We start from the raw sequence: 21590 nt of genomic DNA, 5'->3' as shown, positions 1-21590 counted from the left end.
ATTTAATACACAAAAAGCGACAAATCACTTGCCGCTTTTTGTGTGTTAAAATATTTTATTTGCTCCCCAACAACAATAGTTCGTTTACTACTACTTCCGTATAATATCTTTTTATACCTTCTTTATCATCATAACTACGATGTGTTAGTTTTCCTTCAACAGCAATTTCTTTTCCTTTGGTTACAAAACTTTCAATAATTTCGGCAGTTTTTCCCCAAGCAGTAAGATTATGCCATTGGGTATCGGTTACTTTCTCGTTTTTGTCGTTATAATATGATTCGTTTGTTGCAATGGTTAGTTTCGCTAGTTTTTTTCCTCCGTCAAGGATTTTAATTTCTGGATCGTTTCCTACGTTTCCAATTAACTGTACTTTGTTTCTTAATGTGTTCATGGCGTGTAAATTTAAATTGTTATTTTTTGTTAGTGTCGATTGTTATTTGATTTCGACAGTGCAAAGATGTAGCGATTGGCAAAATGTATTCGGTTATCATTCATTTACTTTCGGTTGTAATTGTTTGTAACCGTTTGTAATTGGAATTTTTTATTTATATTTGATTGATTTTAAAAGTAAAAGATGGAAAATACACAAAATCTAGAAACCCTAAAATTTCCAATAGGACATTTTACAAAACCAGATTTAATTTCAGAAAAGGACATTAAAAACTGGATTGAAACAATTGAAATGTTTCCATCAAAATTAAAAAATACAGTTTCCAATTTATCTGCCGAAGAACTTAATTGGAAATACCGTCCCGAAGGTTGGAAAATAAAACAGGTTATTCATCATTGTGCCGACAGCCACATAAATAGTTTTATACGATTCAAGCTGGCACTTACCGAAGATAATCCGACTATAAAACCCTACGACGAATCAAAATGGGCAGAACTTATAGATGGAAATTGCGATGATATTTCGTCTTCATTACTTATTCTGGAAGGAGTTCATACAAGATGGACCATGTTGCTAAAAAGTTTTGATACATCAGATTTAGCCAAAACATTTATACATCCAGAAAGCAAAAAAACATACAAACTAAAGGAAATAATTGGTTTGTACGCTTGGCATTGCAACCATCATTTTGCGCATATAGAACAGGCATTAATGCATAAAGGAAAATTTTAAAAAAAGATGAAAAACTGTTTAGAATGTAACGAAAAAATTATAGGTCGCGAAGACAAAAAGTTTTGTAGCGATGGTTGCCGCAATGCGTATAACAACAAAATAAACAAGGATTCGACCAACTTAATGCGTAACATAAACAACAAGTTGCGCAAAAATTATCGCATTTTGTCCGATTTGAATCCTGAAGGAAAAGGTAAAACAACTAGAACAAAATTATTAAGTAAAGGTTTCGATTTCGAGTTTTTTACATCCGTTTTGACTACAAAAACTGGGAATACTTATTATTTTTTGTACGATCAAGGCTATCGAATTCTGGAAGATGATTATTATATGCTAGTAAAAAAAGAGAACTAAATGATTTATAAAAACATTTCAATATTAGGTTGTGGCTGGTTGGGTTTGCCATTGGCAAAAGCATTAATCGCAACTGATTTTTCGGTAAAAGGCTCTACAACTTCCCAAAATAAACTTCCTGTATTGGAAGAAAATAAGATTCAACCCTTTTTACTTTCGTTAAATGAAAATGAAATTACGGGGAATATTGATGCTTTTTTAGAAAATTCGGAAGTTTTAATTATTGATATTCCGCCAAAATTACGAGGAAATGCTGTTGAGAATTTTGTAGCCAAAATAAAAACATTGATTCCATTTATCGAAAAATCATCGGTAACGAAAGTTTTATTTGTGAGTTCAACTTCTGTTTATGCCGATGACCTTTCGATGGTTAACGAAAAAACAATCCCAAAACCAGAAACTGAAGGTGGAAAGCAATTGTTAGAAGCCGAAAAGTTGTTGCAAAACAATAAAAATTTTGAAACTACTATATTACGTTTTGGCGGATTGATAGGCGAAGACCGTCATCCTATAAAATTCCTTGCTGGAAGAGAAAATATTGAAAATCCTGACGGAGCCATAAATCTAATTCATCAAAAAGATTGTATTGGGATTATTTTGAAAATCATTGAAATAAATTCATGGAACCAAATTTTCAATGCCGTGACTCCTTTTCACCCAACACGAGAGGAATACTACACTCAAAAAGCGATTGAATTAAATTTGATTGTCCCTAAATTTAATAAAGAAAAACCATCTGTTGGGAAAGTAATTTCGAGCGAAAAACTAATGGAAACTTTAGATTATACTTTTCAAATTTTAGCGTAAAAAAACGGCTTGTCAAATAACTCGACAAGCCGTTTTTATTTTATTAAAACTATTACCAAATCCTCACACGATTTTCTGGTTTTACAAATAGTTTATCTCCTTCTTTAATATCAAAAGCTTGATAGAAAGCATCAACATTTTGCAATGGAACATACGCCCTGTACATTCCCGGAGAATGTGGATCGGTTTTTAATTGATTTTTCAAAGCTTCATCCCGTATTTGTGAACGCCATTTCGTTGTCCAAGAAATATAAAACCGTTGTTCAGGAGTATAACCATCTATTAATTCTGGCCTTCCATTTTCTTTTAAAAATAGTTGCAATCCGTCATAAGAGACGTTTACTCCTCCTAAATCTCCAATGTTTTCACCCAATGTGAATTTCCCATCTATGTGAATTCCTGGTAAAGGCTCTATTGCAGAGAATTGATCAGCCAGCGTACCTGTTAATACAGTAAATAATTTTAAATCTTCGGCGGTCCACCAATTTTTTAAATTACCATCTGCATCATACCGTGATCCCGAATCATCAAACGCATGAGAAACTTCGTGTCCAATTGTACATCCAATTGAACCATAATTTACGGCCTCATCTGCTTGATAATTGTAAAACGGAGGCTGGAGAACTCCAGCTGGAAACGTAATTTCGTTAAACGAAGGATTATAAAAGGCATTTACTGTTTGTGGTGATGTTTTCCATTCTGTTTTGTCAACAAGTTTATGAAGATTATCTCTGTCTTTTTGAAAATTCCAACGACGAATATTATTTGAATTATCAAAAAATGTCCCTCCTTCTTCTGGGCTATTTAAAGTTAAAGCGGAATAATCTTTCCATTTGTCAGGATAACCAATTTTCGCTTTTATTTTGTGCAATTTTTTAATTGCGCTTACCTTGGTGTCTAATGTCATCCAAGATAAATTATTGATTCGATTTTCGAAAGCAAGAAAAATATTCTTAATCATTTTTTCTGCTTTGATTTTTGCCTCTGGCGGAAACTTTTTCTCCACATATAATTTACCCAGTGATTCGCCAATAGATCCATTAATTACCTGCAAAGCTCTTTCGTCATAAGGTCTTTGTTTCAATGCTCCTGTCAAGGTTTTTCCGTAAAACTCCCAGTTTGCTACTTCAACCTTTTTAGACAATTTACCTGCTGAACTACTTAACAAAGTCCAACGCATGTAGGCTTTCCAATCTTCCACTTTATTTTCTTTGAAAATCGTTTCTAAAGCAACCATATATTTCGGTTGTAAAACAATCAAGGAATCTACATTTTTCAAACCAATGTTTGTCATATAAGCCTCCCAATCTATGGAAGGTGTTAGTTTTTGCAAATCAGAAATAGTCATAGGGTTGTACGATTTTCTTCTGTCACGTCTTTCCACTCTATCAAATCTTGGTTGAGACATCGCTGTTTCCAATGCCAAAATTTTGTTTGCATCTGATTTTGCTTTTTTGGGTTTTTCTCCTAAAAACTGCAACATTCTAGACACATGTAAAACATATTTATCTCTTTTCTCCTTAGAATCCTTGTCATCAGAAACATAATAATCTCGATCTGGCAATCCTACACTTCTGGGCTCAATATATATAACATTTCTATTACTGTTCTTAGCATCTTCACTAATGCTAACACCCATAAATCCTATACCACCAATGGGTTCCATTTCAATTAACAACGCCTGTAAATCCCGAATATTTTTTACTGCTTTAATTTTTGCCAAATACGGTTTAAGTGGAGATAAGCCTTTTTTGTCCCTCCCAACCGTGTCTATAATGGATTTGTAAAGATTTATGGCTTTTCCTTGGTCTGTATTCGATTTGTATAGTGGATTAGTTGCTGCTTCTTTTAGAATATTTAAAACATCTATATCTGTTTTTTGACGCAACTCATCATAACTCCCCCAACGTGTTTTGTCGGAAGGAATGTTAGTTTTTTTAAGCCATCCTCCATTTACAAATTTATAAAAATCGTCGTTAGGCCTAACCGACAAATCCATATTTGATACATTGATACCTTGTGTGTTTGTTTTCGGAGTGGTTTGTGCAAAAATTGACGAAAAACTAATGATGGTAAGAATCACGAAAACCAATTGTTTTCTTAGGTATGTTTTCATTTATTTCGATGGTTTAATTAGTTTTGTAAAGATATTGATAAAAATTATGTTAAAATGCCACTTTCTATCCTTAATTTTTAAAAACCTATGATTTATATCAAAAAAAAAAACCTTTCGTAAAAAAGGTTTTTTTTAAACTGTCTGATAAGAACAATTTTTTGATTAGTTAATGAATCCACAATTAATTTTTTATGATTCTTTTTACTACACTTTGTTCTTCCGATGATATTTTTACAAAATATATTCCGTTTGAAACGTTTTTCATATCTAAAACAGTTTGTGAATTTGCATTTGAAAAATTATTTTTTGACAACACAACTTTTCCAGTTACATCATAAACTTCTACTTTATCGATAGCTTTATTTCCTGTAGATACGGTAAACAATCCTGTTGATGGATTTGGATAAATAGCAATATTTTTTAATTCGAAATCTTGATTAGATAAAGTTCCTTCGATAATAAAATTATCTACAACAACTCCCAACTGGTTTGCTCCGCTATCTGAATGAAAAACAATTCTAAAAATAACATTCGACTGACCTATTAAGCTATTTAAAGGATAAAAATATTCAGTTAGTGTAGTATTTGTTCCTAACCATTGTGCTCCTGGACAGTTTTCGCAATCTACTCCAGAAGTTGCTGGTGTTCTATTACTATTATACCAATTTGCACCTTGTGTTCCTAAAACAGTCCATGTTTGTCCCATATTTGTTGAATATTGAACGTAAACCAAATCATAATCTGGCTCTAAATCGAAAGCCAATTTGAATTTAATTTGAGGATTTACAGCATTGGTCAAGTTATAACATTGAGAAAACAAATAAGATTTAGTACTATCTGGATAATTTCCTGTAAAATTGGTTGTATACACGTTGTTTCCTGGCGTTGCTAAAGCACCATTTGTATTTATGCCTCTTTTCCATTGGCTAGAAGTAACTCCGTCATTGAAGGTTAATAATTCTGACGCAACAGTTTCAAATGTATTTAAAACTCCTATTGTTCCAGAATTGTCAATATACAATTGAGTAATTCCTTTATTGTTATCTGAATAAGCATCGGAAGTAATTGTCGAAGTAATATTTAAATTATAAGCACCTCTTGTGCTTATTGTAAAACTCGGAATAGTAATTATTTGTGAAGCTCCAGTAGCGATACTTCCAGTCCATATATAATTTTGTGGTGTTCCATTATAATCGTAAGTTATACTTACTGATAAAATAGGATTTGTTCCATTGTTTTTTACGGTTATTTCAGGTGAAACTAGGCCGTCACAATCAATATCGATTATTGGAGTTATCGCGGTTAATGCAATATCGTTCGTAGGAACTTCGATAGGAATTGAAGCTTGCCAAATACCGCGACCATAAGTTGCTGCTATAATTTTTCCTTCTTCTAAATTTATTTCTAAATCGGTAACTGAAACGTTAGGCAAATTAATATCGAATGGCTCCCATTGTGTCATCGAATCGTCTCTATAATAAACACCTAAACTTGTTCCTAAATATAATGGATTTAAAGAATTTCTTCCTTGATGTCTTATCACATTTTTCCCAATTGCAGGTAAATTTGTCGAAAATGAAGCAAAAACTGTTCCTCCGTTTGTTGATTTTAATGCCAATCCTCCAGTTCCCGAAGTGGTAAGATATACAATATTATTATTTAAAGAATTTACACAAATTGAAGTAATAGAAGTTGCAGCAGTATATGCAAGTGTAAACGCTACTCCTTTATTTATACTTTTATATAATCGTGTCCCGTTTGACACATACATAATATTATCATTACTTGGGTCTATATAAACTAGTTCTATATCTCCAGTACCAATTGTTCCTGAACTTTGTTGCGCCCAAGCCACACCGTTTAACATGTATAATCTCGAGTAACCTGCAAAAACTTCACCCAGACTATTTATAGCCATTGGTGTTACCCAGTTTCCACCATCGTCATTTGTACCAGTTTCTGCCGCAGGAGCACCAACTCCAGAACCTAACGAGTTTCCGCCATCGGTACTTATATACATACTGCCTCCAAACTGTATAAAGCCATAATATTTGCTGCCATTATTTGGGTCTACTCCTGTATCCATACCATCAGCACCATAATAATTTTTCCAACCATTATTACTAAAGGCATGACCACCATTATCTTGCAAGCCGCCCACCATATTCCCTGCCGATTGTTTAGAAACTGCCACTTTATAAAACTGGCTAATTTGAAGTCCTGTTGTTAAGCTTGTGAAATTTACTCCTGAATTACTTGATTTATATATCCCGCCATCAGTTCCTGCATAAAGATTGTTTCCGAAATATTTTAAAAAGTGAATATCCGCATGAGAATAGGAAGTGCTTGTTGGAGAACTCCAGTTATTTACTTTGGTCATGGTTGTTCCGCCATCGACAGATTTCCAAATATTTAAACAACCTGTATAAATTTCGTTAGCATTTGTGGCAGATACTGCAAGTGCTAAATCATATCCTGATTGGTTAGATTCAAACACATCGGTAGTTGATGTTGTTTTTGTCCAATTTGTTCCACCATTAATAGAGCGATAAATCCCTTGAAAAGCACCGCCTGTTGCACTTAAAATATAAATATAATTCGCGTTTGCTGGAGTAACATCTAATAGTAATCTACTAGAACTTGCAGGTAATCCAGTAATTATATTTACAAAACTAGTTCCTGTATCGGTAGATTTATAAAAATTAGTATTACTTACCGCATAAACATTAGTTGGATCAGTTGGTTTAAGCCTTATGGCTCCTTGATGAAAACTTCCAGCTTGTACATTTGTCCAGCTTGTACCTCCATTTATAGTTTTCCAAATACCAGAATTGGTAGCACACCACAAAATTTGATTGTTTGTTGGGTGTATTACTAAATCTCCAGCACGAGTTACTCCTGACATTGCGCCAGTAGCTATCCAGTTGGTTCCTCCATCAGTAGATTTGTAAATGCCAACAAAAGCGGTATCTCCACCATCTTTATCGCCAGTAGCAATATATATTGTGTTTGAATTAGAATAATCAACCGCAATTCCAGAAACTCCTATTTGTGGTAAATTATCCGTAAGTGGTGTCCAAGTAATACCAACATCGGTCGATTTCCAGATTCCTCCAGCTGGCGAACCAACATATAATGTATTTGGGTTTGATGGATCAACACAAATCTCTTGAACTCTTCCTTGTCCTGAAGACCAAGAACCTGTATTGGTATGCGTAAAAGGCCCTACCGGAGTCCAGTTACTTACTGGTAAACTCAAAGTAGATTTATTGCTTTTTGATTGCTTTTTTTGTTGCCAAGCCGACATAAATTCTTCTGGTGAAATTATTTTTCCATCTTCTTTTACAAGATTTTCCCAATAATTTTCCCAACGTTTAAAAGGTTTAAAACCACTTCCTTTTTTAGAATGATCTTTGTCTTTCCAATATTCATTAAATGAATTTACTATTTCGTCAAAAGTAGGTTCTTGGTTTTTTTGTGAAGTTTTGTTTTTCATCCAAGGCGCATCTGAGTAAAACTGCGCATTTACATTAATAAAAAAAGATAATGCAATAAGTAGGTATATTTTTTTCATTTTGCTGTGTGTTTTGTCAAAAATAGTAAGTTTTTTTCATTTTTTCGCTTTTTTAACAATGATTTTAAAATTATTTTATAATGTTTGATAATTTTATTATTTCGTATTTTTGCAAAAAAATTACCTCATGCTTCATTTTTTACGAAAATTTAAAACCTTATTTATAGTACTATTCTTTTTATCAGTAATTATAATTTGGTTATTTTATAATGTCTTAAATCGTAAAACACTTCCCGTTTTTACACCATCGATGGTAAATCCTGAGTTGGTCGATTCGACAATTCAATATGTTGCCAATAAACATATCATTGCCGATTTTGCTTTTACCAACCAAAACGGAAAAATAATTACCCAAAAAGATTATGAAGGCAAAATTTATGTAGCCGATTTCTTTTTTACTACTTGTGGCACAATTTGCCCAATGATGACAGATAATATGGTTTGGTTACAAGACCAAATTAAAGACAATCCGAAAGTGATGTTGCTCTCCCATTCGGTAACGCCAGAGATTGATAGTGTTTCGGTGCTAAAAGCTTACGCCAAAAGAAAAGGTGTTATTGATGCCAAATGGAATCTCGTAACCGGAAACAAAAAAGACATTTACTACATTGCTAGAAAATCTTATTTAGCGGTAAAAACTGGAAAACCATCGGAATTATATGATATGGTACACACCGAAAACTTTGTTTTAGTTGATAACAAAAGAAGAGTTCGCGGTTTTTATGATGGTACCAAACGTGAAGAAGTCGAAAAATTACTGCAAGACATTCTTTTTTTGTGTGAATCCAATAAAAAGGATTAATTTTGCTTTACATTTATTCAATCTAAATAAACTTGAACTTAACCATTTCAAATCTCGCCATTGGTCAAAAAGCAATCATCAAAGATTTTGACATTAACAATATTCCTCTAAAGTTATTAGAAATGGGTTGTTTGCCTGGAAATATGGTCGAAGTTATTCAAATTGCGCCTTTTGGTGATCCTTTATATTTGAACATAAACGATAGTCATGTCGCCATTAGATTAGAAACTGCTTCTATTATCGAAGTAGAAATTTCTAAAGAAAACCAACTATAATGAAAGTCGGTAACATTAATATTGCTTTAATTGGAAATCCAAATGTTGGGAAAACTTCGGTATTTAACCAACTTACTGGGTTAAATCAACAAGTGGGAAATTATCCCGGAATTACCGTCGAAAAAAAACAAGGTGTTTGCAAATTATCATCAAATCTTAAGGCAACCATCCTCGATTTACCTGGAACATATAGTTTAAACGCAAGCTCGCTCGACGAAAATGTGGTTATCGAATTACTATTAAACAAAAACGACAAAGATTTTCCAGACGTAGCGATTGTAGTTACCGAAGTTGAAAATCTGAAACGAAATTTATTGCTCTTTACCCAAATAAAAGATTTAGAAATTCCGACAATTCTAGTCATCAACATGTCCGATAGAATGTCGTATAAAGGGATTTCGTTAGATATTCCGTATTTAGAAAATCAGCTGAAAACCAAAATCGCGCTCGTAAGTTCTCGTAAAGGAGAAGGAATTGATAATTTGAAAAATCTAATCATCAATTACAAAAACATCACGACCGAACCGTGTTTGAATGCTTCGAGTATCGATGTTGCTTATTTTAATAATTTACGAAGAGCTTTCCCAAATCAGTCGTTATATAAATTGTGGTTGGTTATCACGCAAGATGTAAATTTTGCGAATTTAAACCGAAACGAATTACCAAATCCTTCGTTTGCAAAATCGAAAGAAGACCTAAAAAGATTACAACAAAAAGAAACCATCAAACGCTATCAGTTTATTAATGATGTTTTGAAAGTTGGACAAAAAATAGACTTGGCTTCCGCCAAAGATTTACGAAGCAAACTCGACCGGATACTGATGCACAAAGTGTTTGGTTATGTGATTTTCTTCTTGATTCTGATGCTTATTTTTCAGTCTATTTTCGATTGGTCTAGTTTACCCATGGACTTTATAGACAGTTCGTTTGTTTCCTTAAGTTCATGGACAGAGTCTCAACTAACAGCAGGCGTTTTAACCAATCTAATCGTGCAAGGAATTATTCCAGGATTGGGCGGAATCGCTATTTTTATTCCACAAATTGCCTTTTTATTCTTATTTATTTCCATTCTTGAAGAAAGTGGTTATATGAGTCGTGTCGTCTTTTTGATGGATAAATCGATGCGAAAATTTGGTCTCTCTGGCAAAAGTGTGGTGCCGCTAATCTCGGGAACCGCTTGTGCAATTCCTGCAATTATGGCAACCCGAAATATCGAAAACTGGAAAGAAAGGCTCATCACAATTTTAGTTACTCCGTTTACTACTTGTTCTGCAAGATTGCCTGTTTATTCGATTATAATCTCATTAGTTATCCCAAATACAAGACTTTTTGGTTTGTTTAATTTGCAAGGACTTACACTAATGATGTTGTATTTATTAGGTTTCGGAATGGCATTTTTTTCTGCTTGGTTATTGAACAAAATTTTAAAAATACAATCGAAATCCTACTTTGTTGTCGAAATGCCCAATTACAAACTTCCTATGTTTAAAAACGTGGTGATAAATGTTATTGAAAAAACAAAATCTTTCGTTTTTGGAGCTGGTAAAATGATTTTAGCACTTTCGGTAATATTGTGGTTTTTGGCTTCTTACGGTCCTGGTGAAAATTTTAGAAATGCGAGAGAAATAGTTTCAAAACAAAACCCTGCGACAGAACATTTAGAAAATGAAATTGCTTCTTATAAATTAGAAAATTCTTATATAGGAATTATAGGGAAATCGATAGAACCAGCCATTACGCCACTAGGCTACGATTGGAAAATAGGAATTGCTATTGTAACTTCGTTTGCAGCAAGAGAAGTTTTTGTAGGAACATTAGCTACGATTTATAGCATCGAAGAAACTGGAGATCAAGAAGCTACTATAAAAAATAAATTATCTACCGAAATAAATCCTATAACTGGAGATAAACTATTTAACTTGGCTTCGGGCGTTTCGTTACTGCTTTTTTATGCTTTTGCCATGCAATGCATGAGTACACTTGCAGTGACTAAAAAAGAAACGAATTCTTGGAAATGGCCAGCAATTCAGTTGGTGTTTATGAGCGGATTTGCTTATACTGTAGCACTAATTGCTTATCAAATCTTGAAATAATGATACAAGAAATCATTACTATATTATTATTAATTGTTGCAGTATATTTTCTGTACAAGAAATTCTTTGGCAAAAAGAAAAACGATAAAAATTGTGGTGGCGATTGTGGTTGTAAATAACTACTCAAAACTAATTTCCAAACGATACTCTTTTTTGTCTAAAACTTTATCTTTTATAGGAAATGGGAAAACATAAATAGATTCTATTTTCTTCTTAGCATAATATTTTGCAAAAAAGTCAATCACTTCTTCATTGTTGTTTGGCGAAACCGTAAGTTTTGTTTCTTCTACCAATTTTTTGTCTTTATAAACTAAAATAACCGTTTGCACTTCGCCAGCCCAAATGCATTGTACGCCTTCGGGACAGCGAGAATCTGAGGTTACTTCTTTTAGTCGGAAAGAATATCCTTTTTTAGCAAGACAATTTTTATAGCTAATTTTTATAGGCTTTTGTTGCGATTCTTGTCCAAAAACAGAAGTACTAAAAATTAATAACAGAGAGAAAAAGATATTTTTCATTTGAGCTTTCTTAAAGTTGAATCAAATATAATGCCTTTTCTTACATTATTTTTACAAATAAGTTACTCGCAATTTTATTTGAAATCGTCAGTTCTTTTGTATCAACTTTTATTTTTAATGATAAATCGAAGGATTCTTTCGATATGATTTCAATTTTAGAACCCAACGCTATTTCTTGTTTGTCTAGATATTTTAAAAATTCCGATGACGTATCTTTTACACCAACACAAATCCCAGATTGTTTCTCGTTTAGTTCTGATAACAATTGTTTTTCTATCGAAATAATTTGTCCGTTAGCATTCGGGATTGGGTCGCCGTGTGGATCTTCGGTTGGATTACCCAGAAAATCATCTAATTTATTAATTAGTTTTTCGGACTTTATGTGTTCTAATTGTTCCGCAATATCATGTACTTCGTCCCAAGGAAAATTTAGTTTTTCGACCAAAAAAACTTCCCACAAACGGTGTTTTCTCACAATCATTTTTGCCGAAAGCGAACCTTTTTCTGTAAGCGAAACGCCTTGATATTTCTTATAATTTATTAAATCCTTCTCAGATAATTTTTTAAGCATATCGGTAACTGATGATGCTTTGGTTTCCATTTTTTCGGCAATGGAATTTGTACTTATTTCCGAATCTGAAATAGCAGTGAGATGGTAAATTGTTTTTAGATAATTTTCTTCTGAAAAAGTCATATGATTCTAATTTTCTGTTTTTTAGCCCCGATAGAAGGGAAAATCCTTTTCCTTTTTTTCTTTAAAAAAGGAAAAGATTTGGAATGATAGCGGGATTAGCTCCTGAAAAAATTATTTTTTAACGATAAATAATGGAATTGAAATTTCGTGGCGCAACTTATCGACTGTGGTGCCAAAAAGCAAATCTTTTATGCCGCGATGACCATGGGTTCCCATTACTAAAACGTCGAAATCGCCCGCATTTATAATATCTGAAATTGCTTTGTTTGGTTTTCCAAATCCTAAAACTGTTTCTACTTTGAATCCTTTTTCAGAAAGCATGGTTTTGTAATCTTCTAATAATTTTTCGTCGATTGTAGTTTCACAATCCTCAATGTCATCGCCATACATCATCGCTCCGACGGTTTCTACAACGTGAATTAGTGTGTATTTTGCTTCTTTTCCACCCAATTCGAAAGCGCTATTTATGGCAACTTCATCGGCATTTGAAAAATCTACCGAAACAGCAATGTCCTTTTTATTATAAGTTTCTGCTGGCGAAAACTGTAATTTTAGGTTGTGTGGTGAGTGGTTTAAAATATCTGCTTTTAGTTTTGAAATAAAAGGTTTAAAAACGATATACAATAATAAGATTAAGAAACTTACGGCTAATGGAACTACTGTGAACCACAAAATAGTTGGGTTTTCAGAAGTTTCTAAAAGACCTGCGATTTCCGAATATACTAATTTAGCATTCAAAGAAACAATGATGGAAGCAATTAACCAAGCCGCAATTTGAGTGGTTCTACTAATATGGAATCCTTTCATTTTAGATTTATCACTTACAAAATGGATTAATGGAATAATAGCAAAACCCAACTGCAAACTTAAAATTACTTGACTTAAAATTAGCATTTTTCCGGTTACGCTTTCGCCAAAAATTGAAATTACAATCACAGCAGGCACAATGGCAATTAGACGAGTTATAATACGACGAACCCACGGCTGAATTCGCAAATTCAGATAACCTTCCATAATGATTTGTCCTGCGAGAGTTCCTGTTATTGTAGAGCTTTGTCCAGCTGCTATTAATGCTACTGCAAATAAGATTGGCGCCCATTTGTTACCTAACATAGGCTCTAACAATCGATGCGCATCTTGAATTTCGGCCACTTCAAACATACCAGCTTTGTGAAAAGTAGCTGCTGCTAAAATTAAAATGGCTGCGTTAACGAAGAAAGCCAAATTTAAAGCAATGGTCGAATCTATAAAATTGTATTTCAAAGCTTGAAGAATTCCTTTTTTGCTTCGGTCAAATTTTCGGGTTTGTACTAATGAAGAATGCAAGTATAAATTGTGTGGCATTACGGTTGCGCCAATAATTCCTATGGCAATATACAAAGCTCCTTCACCAGGTAAAGTAGGAATTAATCCTGTAATTACTTTTCCCATTTCAGGCTGTGCAAAAATCATTTCAAATACAAACGAAAATCCTACGATGGCTACTAATGCTATAATAAAAGCTTCCATTTTACGAATTCCTTTATTAATAAGGAAAAGCAATAAAAAAGTATCCAAAACCGTAATCAGTACACCATTAATTAGTGAAATATCAAAAAGTAAGTTTAATCCAATCGCCATTCCTAAAACTTCTGCTAAGTCACAGGCGGCAATCGCAATTTCAGCTAAAAAGTATAGAATATAATTGATGAATTTCGAATACGTCTCGCGCGAAGCTTGTGCTAAATCCCTTTGAGTTACGATTCCCAATCTGGCGCTCAAGCTTTGTAGCAGCAACGCCATAATATTACTCATTAACAATACCCAAATCAAAGCGTAACCAAACTGACTACCTCCAGCCAAATCGGTTGCCCAATTTCCTGGATCCATATAACCTACACTAACAAGATATGCGGGACCAAAAAAGGCTAATATTTTTCTAAAAACAGTAGTTTTATTTTGTGTTGAAACCGATTGGTTTACTTCTTCTAAGGATTTTCCCATGTTTGAAAAAAATTATATTTAGCAAATATAATTATATATTTTGTTTTGTATGAATATATTTTTTAGTTTTGTCTAAAAATTAAATTTCGGTACAATGAAAAAAATATTTTTACTACTATTTATTGTAATTCTTTCTTCATGTGAAGAATCTTATGTTGCTGTTCCTGCAGATGATGAAGTTTTAGATGGAACAGTTGATGGACTTTCGACCGAAGAATTAGCAAGATTCCTAAAAGGCGATGTGGCGTTTAATGAGGTTTTTACTCGAGAAACTGGCTTGGGATCTACATTTGTGTCTACAAGTTGTATTAGCTGTCATGCTGGCGACGGAAAAGGACATCCGTTTACCACACTGACAAGATTTGGACAAGCTGATGAAAACGGAAACACTTTTTTACATCTTGGCGGACCACAATTACAAAACAGAGCATTACCTGGTTTTTTGCCAGAACAAATTCCTTTTGGAGCTACTTTCGCAAAATTTACACCACCTGCAAATACTGGTTTAGGATTTTTGCAATTTCTTACTGATAATGATATATTAGCCATGGCTGATGCTAATGATGCTAATGGAGATGGTATTTCTGGAGTGCCAAACTGGATTTCAATGCCTTCATTTATAGATCCAGTAGGTGCAATTTCTCTGAACGGAAAATATATTGGTCGTTTCGGAAAAAAAGCAGCAGCCTTCAATTTATTACATCAAACGGTAAATGCTTACAATCAAGATATAGGAATTACATCAATGTTTAACCCTATCGATGCCTATACTAACGAAGAAATTGACCCAGAAATAGCAACAAGTACGATTAACGATGTCGTTTTTTATCTAAAAACGCTAAAAGCACCTATTCAACGCAATCAGAACGATGCGGTTGTCAATCAAGGGAAGAATTTATTCAATCAGGTGAATTGTGTTGGTTGTCATAAATCGGATTTGACTACAGGATATTCTCCAATTAGTGCTTTGTCTTTCAAAACATTTTCTCCTTATACCGATTTGCTTTTACACGATATGGGACCTGGTTTAAATGACGGTTATACCGAAGGAAGCGCAAAAACTGCCGAATGGAAAACACCTGCACTTTGGGGATTGGGCCTTTCTGAAAATGCACAAGGTGGAAATCTATTTTTAATGCACGACGGAAGAGCTCAAAGTATCGAACAAGCCATTTCTATGCATGGCGGAGAAGCTACAAATAGCAAAATGGCTTTTGACAATCTTTCTCAAGACGAAAAAAATGCGTTGATAAAATTCTTAAAATCTTTATAGTCATGAACAGAAAAGAATTTCTAAAAACTTGCGGTTTTGGCTGTTTGGCAGGACTTGTTGGTGTTTCGATGTTAGAGAGTTGTTCTTCTTCTCAGACTTTAACCAAAGAAATAAAAGGCTCAGATATTTTGGTCCCAATAACTGATTTTGAAATAAAATCGGAGACAAAAACCGAATTCAGAAAATATATAATTGTTCAAAACGAAGTCTTACAATATCCAATTTGTGTGTATCGATTTGATGCCAAAAATTATTCGGCTTTATTGATGAAATGTACTCATCAAGGAGCAGAATTACAGGTTTTTGGCGACAAACTACAATGTGCAGCCCACGGAAGCGAATTTAGCAACAATGGCGTTGTCGAATCTGGTCCTGCGCAAGGAGATTTGAGGAAATTTCCGATTACAATAGAAAACAATACCCTAAAAATATCTTTAAAATGAGATTAACTTTTACCTATTTTATAATAGTCCTTACGTTCTTTTTCAATGTAAATGCAAACGCTCAAATAGACCCAACCCTTTTAAAACGTGTTCCGAAAGACACGGTAAAAACATTAAATATGGACGCATTATATAATCGTCCAGCATTAAATATTGGTAAAACTCCAATTTCTATTGGTGGTTATCTCGAAACAAATTGGCAACATCTTACCACCGATGGTATTTCGGAAGGACACCAGTTTCAAGCCCGAAGATTGTCCATTTTTATGTCATCTGCGATAAGCAAACGTGTCAAATTTTTAAGTGAAATAGAGTTTGAAGATGGCGGAAAAGAAGTAGCAATTGAGTTCGCTTCGGTCGATGTCGAATTTCATCCATTAGTTAATTTTAGAGCAGGAATCATTGTAAACCCTATTGGCGCATTCAATCAAAATCATGATGGTCCAAAATGGGAATTTACAGACCGACCAATATCTGCAACACAAATGCTTCCTGGTACTTTTAGTAATGCTGGCGCTGGTTTATTTGGTAAAAAATATTCAGGAAACTGGATGGTTGGCTACGAAGCTTATTTTTCAGGAAGTTTCGACAATTCGATTATCGAAAACACAGAAAACAAAACTTTCTTGCCAGCAGCAAAAGATAATCCAGAGCGATTTGAAGAAATAAACAGTGGTGAACCTTTATTTACAGGGAAATTAGCTTTACGAAATATTAAAATTGGTGAGATTGGAATTTCTTACATGGGAGGAATTTATAATAAATTTCAAGACGACGGAATTATTTTAGATGAAAAACGTCGTGTTAGTGTTTTCGCTATCGATTTTAATACCACAATTCCAAAAATTAAAACATTTATAACCTCAGAATTTGCTTGGATTAATGTAAATGTTCCTAGCACTTACACGCAACAATTTGGTAACAAACAACATGGTGGTTTTATAGATATTGTGCAACCAATTCTAAACAAAACTATTCTCGATTGGGAAAAAGCAACCTTAAATGTGGCTTGCCGATTGGAATATGTTGATTGGAATGTGGGGAAATTTAACGAAACTGGAGGCAATATGGGAGAAGATATTTGGAGCATAATGCCAGCAGTAAGTTTTAGACCAACTTCTCAAACAGTAATTAGATTAAACTATCGTTTTCAGAAACAACACGATATCCTTAATAACCCAGCATCAATCACCGATGGATTTAGTTTAGGATTATCAACTTATTTTTAAAATATTAAAGCAAATAGTGCTAAATTTGCGTTCTTATTAAAAATTTAAGTTATGTTACAAATCGCATTTATTAGAGAAAATCAGGAAAAAGTAATCAAAGCTTTAGCAAAAAGAAGTATCGATGCTACTAGTATTGTTCAAGAAGTTGTGCAGTTAGACGAAAAACGTCGTGCTACACAAGTAGAATTAGACACTATTTTATCCGAATCTAATAAAATATCCGCAACGATTGGCGATTTGATGAAAAGTGGCGAAAAAGAAAAAGCGGCTCTTCTAAAAGAACAAATTGCTACTAATAAAGAAAAAACCAAAGAACTGTCTGAAATAACTGAAGCTTTAGCAAAAGATTTATTAGACAAATTATATACGTTACCTAATCTTCCTGCAGACATTGTTCCTGAAGGGAAAACACCTGAAGAAAATCTAAATATTTTTCAAGAAGGAGCTATTCCTGTTTTACATGAAGATGCACAACCGCATTGGGAATTAATTAAAAAATATGACATTGTCGATTTCGAATTAGGAACTAAAATTACAGCACCAGGTTTCCCTGTTTACAAAGGAAAAGGAGCAAAATTACAACGTGCTCTTATCTCTTACTTTTTAGATAAAAATACCGATGCTGGTTACCTAGAATATCAGGTTCCGCACATGGTAAACGAAGCTTCTGCCTACGGAACTGGACAATTACCTGACAAAGAAGGTCAAATGTACCATGATGCAAAAGACAATTTATACCTTATTCCAACTGCTGAAGTTCCTGTAACTAACATTTTTAGAGATGTTATTCTTAACGAAAACGAATTGCCAGTTTTATGTACAGGTTACACACCTTGTTTCCGTCGCGAAGCAGGTTCTTGGGGCGCTCATGTTCGTGGTTTAAATCGTTTACACCAGTTTGATAAAGTAGAAATTGTGAGAATCGAACATCCAGACAAATCGTATGAAGCGTTAGAAGGAATGGTCGAACACGTAAAAAGTATTTTACAAGAACTAAAATTACCATACCGAATTCTTCGCCTTTGTGGTGGAGATATGGGTTTTGCATCGGCATTAACTTATGATTTTGAAGTTTTTAGCACAGCACAAGATCGTTGGTTAGAAATTTCATCTGTATCTAATTTCGAAACATTTCAGTCTAATAGATTAAAATTACGTTTCAAAGACAAAGATGGTAAAAATCAATTGGCGCACACATTAAACGGAAGTTCACTTGCCTTGCCGAGAGTTTTGGCTGGAATTCTAGAAAATTACCAAACGCCAGAAGGAATCGTAATTCCAGAAGTATTAAGAAAATATACAGGTTTTGATATCATAAATTAAAAAAACAGTATGATTTTTAGATGTACTAATGAAGCATAAAAATTGTTACATTAGTACATTCTTTTTTTAGATAATCGATGAAAAACTTACTTCTATATATCAGTTTATTGTTCCCAATGTTTGTTTTCTCGCAAAACGAACAATTGGCGCAAAATTATTTTGATAGAGGTGAATTCGACAAAGCAACGCTTATTTATGAAAATTTAGCAAAAAATCATCCCAATAATTACAATTATTTTCAGAAACAAGTTGCTTGTTATCAGCAATTAAAACAGTTTGACAAAGCCGAAACTATCATCAAAAGTAGAATTGATAAAACCAGACAACCCAATTTATATATCGAATTAGGTTATAATTATCAACTGCAAAAAAATACGGATAAAGCCGATAAAAACTACAAAATTGCCCTCGAAAAAATAAAAGAAAATCCAAATAATGTATATAATGTTGCACGAGATTTCGAGCAAAAAGTATTGGTCGAACAAGCTTTAGAAGCTTATCGTTTGGGAGCTTTAGGTAATCCTGATGCAAATTTCGATTATCAAGTGTCGCTGCTTCAAGGACAATTGGGGAAAATAGATTTAATGATTGATACTTTAGTCGATTACTCGTTTAAGTTTCCAAGTAATTTGCCATTGGTCCAAAACCAATTAACGCGATTTATGTCCGAAGATTCTCAGAAAACATTTTCTGATAGTCTAAAAAAAGCATTGCTTATTCGAACTCAAAAAACGCAGGATATTTTCTGGAATCAGTTTATGAGTTGGTTTTTTGTACAACAAAAAGACTACGGGAAAGCTTTTATTCAAGAAAAAGCGATTTTTAAAAGAAATCCAGATAATTTACTCAATATCATCAATTTGGCAAAACTAACTATCGATGACAAAGAGATTGAAACTGCTACCGAAATTCTAAATTTTATCTTGCAAAACACACAAGATTTAGAATTACAAATGGAAGCTCATTATCAATTAATTTCAATAGATATTGATAAAGCAACGGCTAAAGAATATCCAATTATAAAAGAAAAACTGGATTTGTTATTAAAAAAATATGGCATTTCTCCTTACTCAATTCGATTACAAATTTTGAGTGCGCATTTTGATGCTTTTTATTTAAAACAATTCGAATCGGCAAAAACAATTTTGACCAAAGCTTTAGATTTACCTTTGAATAGCTACCAAAAAGCAGACGTAAAAATGGAATTGGCGGGTATTTTGTTACTCAACGAAAAATTTAACCAAGCCATTATTTATTATGCCCAAATACAAGATGATTTAGAAAACGATCAAATGGCACATGAAGCCAGTCTAAAAATGGCAAAAGCGAGTTATTACAAAGGCGATTTCGATTGGGCGCAAAAACAATTTACAGTTTTAAAATCGTCAACATCACAACTTATTGCCAATGATTCGATGGAATTATTCTTACTAATTAGCGATAATACCGTCGAAGATTCGACACAAGTAGCTTTAAAAAAATTCTCGAAAGCAGATTTTTTGGCTTATCAAAACAAAAATACCGAAGCATTACAATCATTTGAAACTATTTTAGCACAACACAAAGGACAAAAAATAGAAGACGTAACTTTGCTCAGAATTGGAAGATTATACGAAAAACAAAATAATTTCCAACAAGCACTTAACTATTACCAACAAATAATAGACAAGCACGCTGAAGGAATTTACATCGATGAAGCTTTGTTTTTTTCGGCAGAAATTTACAGAAAACAGTTGCCCGATATTGCAAAAGCAAAAGCGTATTACGAGAAAATAATATTCGGTCACGAAGACAGCATTTATTTTGTCGAAGCAAGGAATAATTACAGAAAATTGCGAGGAGATACTAATTTATAAAAAGTTTATTTGGTTATTTGTTCGTTCGTTTATTCGAATAAACAAATCCACAAATCCACAAATATGATAATATACAACGTAACAATAAACATTCACGAAAGTGTGCATGATCAATGGTTTTCTTGGATGCAAACAAAACACATTGCCGATGTTTTAGCAACAGGCAAATTTACTTCGGCAAGAATGGTCAAAGTTTTAATAGAAGAAGAAATGGGAGGAATTACATATTCAATCCAATACACAACCGATAGCAAAGAAACATTAGAAAAATATTACCAAGAAGATGCACCACGTTTGCGTGAAGAAGGATTGCGTCTTTTTGGCGATAAAATGTTGGCCTTTAGAACCGAATTGGAATTAATAAGCGAGCATTAAAATTATGGATAAAAATTTAACAGATTTTCAAATAGCCCTTAGAGGTCAATTATTGGTAAACGTGCCAATAATTATTATAAGTTTAGCGTCTATATTTGTATTAAATACTTTAATTCAAAACTTTAATATTTCAGTTTTAATAGGAACCCTCTTTGGTTGGTTTTATTGGAAATTTTCCGCTGCAAAATGGATAAAATGGGCTGATAAAAACAATGTTAATCACGAAAGATTATATAAAATTGGCAAAAAAGGTTTGTTAATTTGGAATAGGAAATATATAACGGATGTGATTGAAAACAACCAAAAACCTTGGTTTTAGTTTTTAACGCGCTGTCTTTCCCACGCAGGTGGGAAACCAAAATAAAAAAAATCCAATTTTTAAATGTTTAAAACAACACATCAATATTACATATACATTTTAGCAAGTCAAAAAAATGGAACCTTGTATATTGGTGTCACAAACGATTTAGAAAGAAGAATTTTAGAACATAAACAAAAAATAAATGAAGGATTTACTTCAAAATATGATATAAATATGTTAGTTTATTTTGAATCTTTCCAATATATAAATGATGCGATACTACGAGAAAAAAGACTCAAAAAATGGAATCGTCAATGGAAAATCAATTTAATTGAAGAAGAAAACAAAGATTGGAAAGACCTTTCGGAAGATTGGTATAATTAAAAAATAGATTCCCGCCTTCGCGGGAAAGACAGCAAAACATTTGTCTTTCCCGCGAAGGCGGGAAACC

Annotated in this window: 21 protein-coding genes; 15 read left to right on the top strand and 6 right to left on the bottom strand. The window is 33.2% G+C overall.

Annotated features, from left to right (window positions below; genetic code table 11):
- Positions 1–55: 55 nt before the first annotated feature.
- The gene (locus BM053_RS05725; protein ID WP_091475024.1) at positions 56–391 is read right to left on the bottom strand and encodes a single-stranded DNA-binding protein; all 336 of its coding nucleotides are present in this window, start codon (positions 389–391) and stop codon (positions 56–58) included.
- A gap of 183 nt (positions 392–574) precedes the next feature.
- Here BM053_RS05725 and BM053_RS05720 point away from each other — a divergent pair, with 183 nt between their 5' ends.
- Genes BM053_RS05720 through BM053_RS05710 form a run of 3 tightly spaced genes read left to right on the top strand, consistent with a single transcriptional unit; the run spans position 575 to position 2284 of the window.
- Entirely contained in the window at positions 575–1123 is a 549-nt protein-coding gene (locus BM053_RS05720) for a YfiT family bacillithiol transferase (protein ID WP_091475021.1), read from the top strand.
- Between the two features lie 6 nt (positions 1124–1129).
- The gene (locus BM053_RS05715; protein ID WP_091475019.1) at positions 1130–1477 is read left to right on the top strand and encodes a hypothetical protein; all 348 of its coding nucleotides are present in this window, start codon (positions 1130–1132) and stop codon (positions 1475–1477) included.
- Entirely contained in the window at positions 1478–2284 is an 807-nt protein-coding gene (locus BM053_RS05710; RefSeq protein ID WP_091475017.1) for an NAD(P)H-binding protein, read from the top strand.
- Between the two features lie 52 nt (positions 2285–2336).
- Here BM053_RS05710 and BM053_RS05705 read toward each other — a convergent pair whose 3' ends face one another.
- Positions 2337–4400, bottom strand: coding sequence for a M13 family metallopeptidase (locus tag BM053_RS05705; RefSeq protein ID WP_091475015.1), 2064 nt, complete (start codon positions 4398–4400; stop codon positions 2337–2339).
- 181 nt (positions 4401–4581) lie between these two features.
- On the bottom strand, positions 4582–7974 hold the full coding sequence (locus tag BM053_RS05700; protein WP_091475013.1) for a T9SS type A sorting domain-containing protein: 3393 nt from the start codon (positions 7972–7974) through the stop codon (positions 4582–4584).
- A 127-nt stretch (positions 7975–8101) separates the two neighbouring features.
- Between BM053_RS05700 and BM053_RS05695 the strand changes: the two genes are divergently transcribed.
- Genes BM053_RS05695 through BM053_RS12100 form a run of 4 tightly spaced genes read left to right on the top strand, consistent with a single transcriptional unit; the run spans position 8102 to position 11263 of the window.
- Positions 8102–8776 carry an SCO family protein gene (locus BM053_RS05695; RefSeq protein ID WP_091475011.1) on the top strand — a complete coding sequence of 225 codons (675 nt, stop codon included), beginning with the start codon at positions 8102–8104 and terminating at the stop codon, positions 8774–8776.
- A gap of 32 nt (positions 8777–8808) precedes the next feature.
- Entirely contained in the window at positions 8809–9051 is a 243-nt protein-coding gene (locus BM053_RS05690) for a FeoA family protein (protein WP_091475009.1), read from the top strand.
- A complete protein-coding gene (gene feoB, locus BM053_RS05685) occupies positions 9051–11144 on the top strand; it encodes a ferrous iron transport protein B (protein ID WP_091475007.1) in 2094 nt (697 codons plus the stop codon). Before BM053_RS05690 ends, feoB begins: the two co-directional genes overlap by 1 nt.
- The gene (locus BM053_RS12100) at positions 11144–11263 is read left to right on the top strand and encodes a FeoB-associated Cys-rich membrane protein (protein WP_143076466.1); all 120 of its coding nucleotides are present in this window, start codon (positions 11144–11146) and stop codon (positions 11261–11263) included. Before feoB ends, BM053_RS12100 begins: the two co-directional genes overlap by 1 nt.
- On the opposite strand, the gene BM053_RS05675 is transcribed toward BM053_RS12100, so the two are convergent.
- The 3 genes from BM053_RS05675 to BM053_RS05665 form a co-directional block, all read right to left on the bottom strand.
- A complete protein-coding gene (locus BM053_RS05675; RefSeq protein ID WP_091475002.1) occupies positions 11264–11662 on the bottom strand; it encodes a hypothetical protein in 399 nt (132 codons plus the stop codon).
- A 40-nt stretch (positions 11663–11702) separates the two neighbouring features.
- Positions 11703–12356: a metal-dependent transcriptional regulator gene (locus BM053_RS05670; protein WP_091475000.1), complete on the bottom strand. Its 654-nt coding sequence runs from the start codon at positions 12354–12356 to the stop codon at positions 11703–11705.
- Positions 12357–12467: 111 nt separating this feature from the next.
- Entirely contained in the window at positions 12468–14339 is a 1872-nt protein-coding gene (locus BM053_RS05665) for an Nramp family divalent metal transporter (protein ID WP_091474998.1), read from the bottom strand.
- A gap of 94 nt (positions 14340–14433) precedes the next feature.
- Between BM053_RS05665 and BM053_RS05660 the strand changes: the two genes are divergently transcribed.
- From BM053_RS05660 to BM053_RS05625, 8 genes are all read left to right on the top strand, one after another.
- Positions 14434–15612: a di-heme oxidoredictase family protein gene (locus tag BM053_RS05660; protein ID WP_091474996.1), complete on the top strand. Its 1179-nt coding sequence runs from the start codon at positions 14434–14436 to the stop codon at positions 15610–15612.
- A gap of 2 nt (positions 15613–15614) precedes the next feature.
- Positions 15615–16055 (top strand): Rieske (2Fe-2S) protein, encoded by a 441-nt coding sequence (locus tag BM053_RS05655; protein WP_091474994.1) that lies wholly within the window; start codon positions 15615–15617, stop codon positions 16053–16055.
- Positions 16052–17284 carry a hypothetical protein gene (locus BM053_RS05650; protein WP_091474992.1) on the top strand — a complete coding sequence of 411 codons (1233 nt, stop codon included), beginning with the start codon at positions 16052–16054 and terminating at the stop codon, positions 17282–17284. The genes BM053_RS05655 and BM053_RS05650 overlap by 4 nt, the downstream gene beginning before the upstream one ends.
- A gap of 51 nt (positions 17285–17335) precedes the next feature.
- On the top strand, positions 17336–18607 hold the full coding sequence (gene serS, locus BM053_RS05645; protein WP_091474990.1) for a serine--tRNA ligase: 1272 nt from the start codon (positions 17336–17338) through the stop codon (positions 18605–18607).
- Between the two features lie 77 nt (positions 18608–18684).
- A complete protein-coding gene (locus BM053_RS05640) occupies positions 18685–20463 on the top strand; it encodes a tetratricopeptide repeat protein (protein ID WP_091474988.1) in 1779 nt (592 codons plus the stop codon).
- A 63-nt stretch (positions 20464–20526) separates the two neighbouring features.
- Positions 20527–20838 (top strand): DUF4286 family protein, encoded by a 312-nt coding sequence (locus BM053_RS05635; RefSeq protein WP_091474986.1) that lies wholly within the window; start codon positions 20527–20529, stop codon positions 20836–20838.
- Positions 20839–20842: 4 nt separating this feature from the next.
- Entirely contained in the window at positions 20843–21157 is a 315-nt protein-coding gene (locus BM053_RS05630; RefSeq protein WP_091474985.1) for a hypothetical protein, read from the top strand.
- A 63-nt stretch (positions 21158–21220) separates the two neighbouring features.
- Complete coding sequence (locus tag BM053_RS05625; protein ID WP_091474982.1) at positions 21221–21523, top strand: GIY-YIG nuclease family protein; 303 nt, start codon at positions 21221–21223, stop codon at positions 21521–21523.
- The last annotated feature ends 67 nt before the right edge of the window (positions 21524–21590 follow it).

This window comes from Flavobacterium swingsii (assembly GCF_900111965.1).
GTDB lineage: Bacteria > Bacteroidota > Bacteroidia > Flavobacteriales > Flavobacteriaceae > Flavobacterium > Flavobacterium swingsii.
This window is presented reverse-complemented; position numbering and strand designations above follow the sequence as displayed.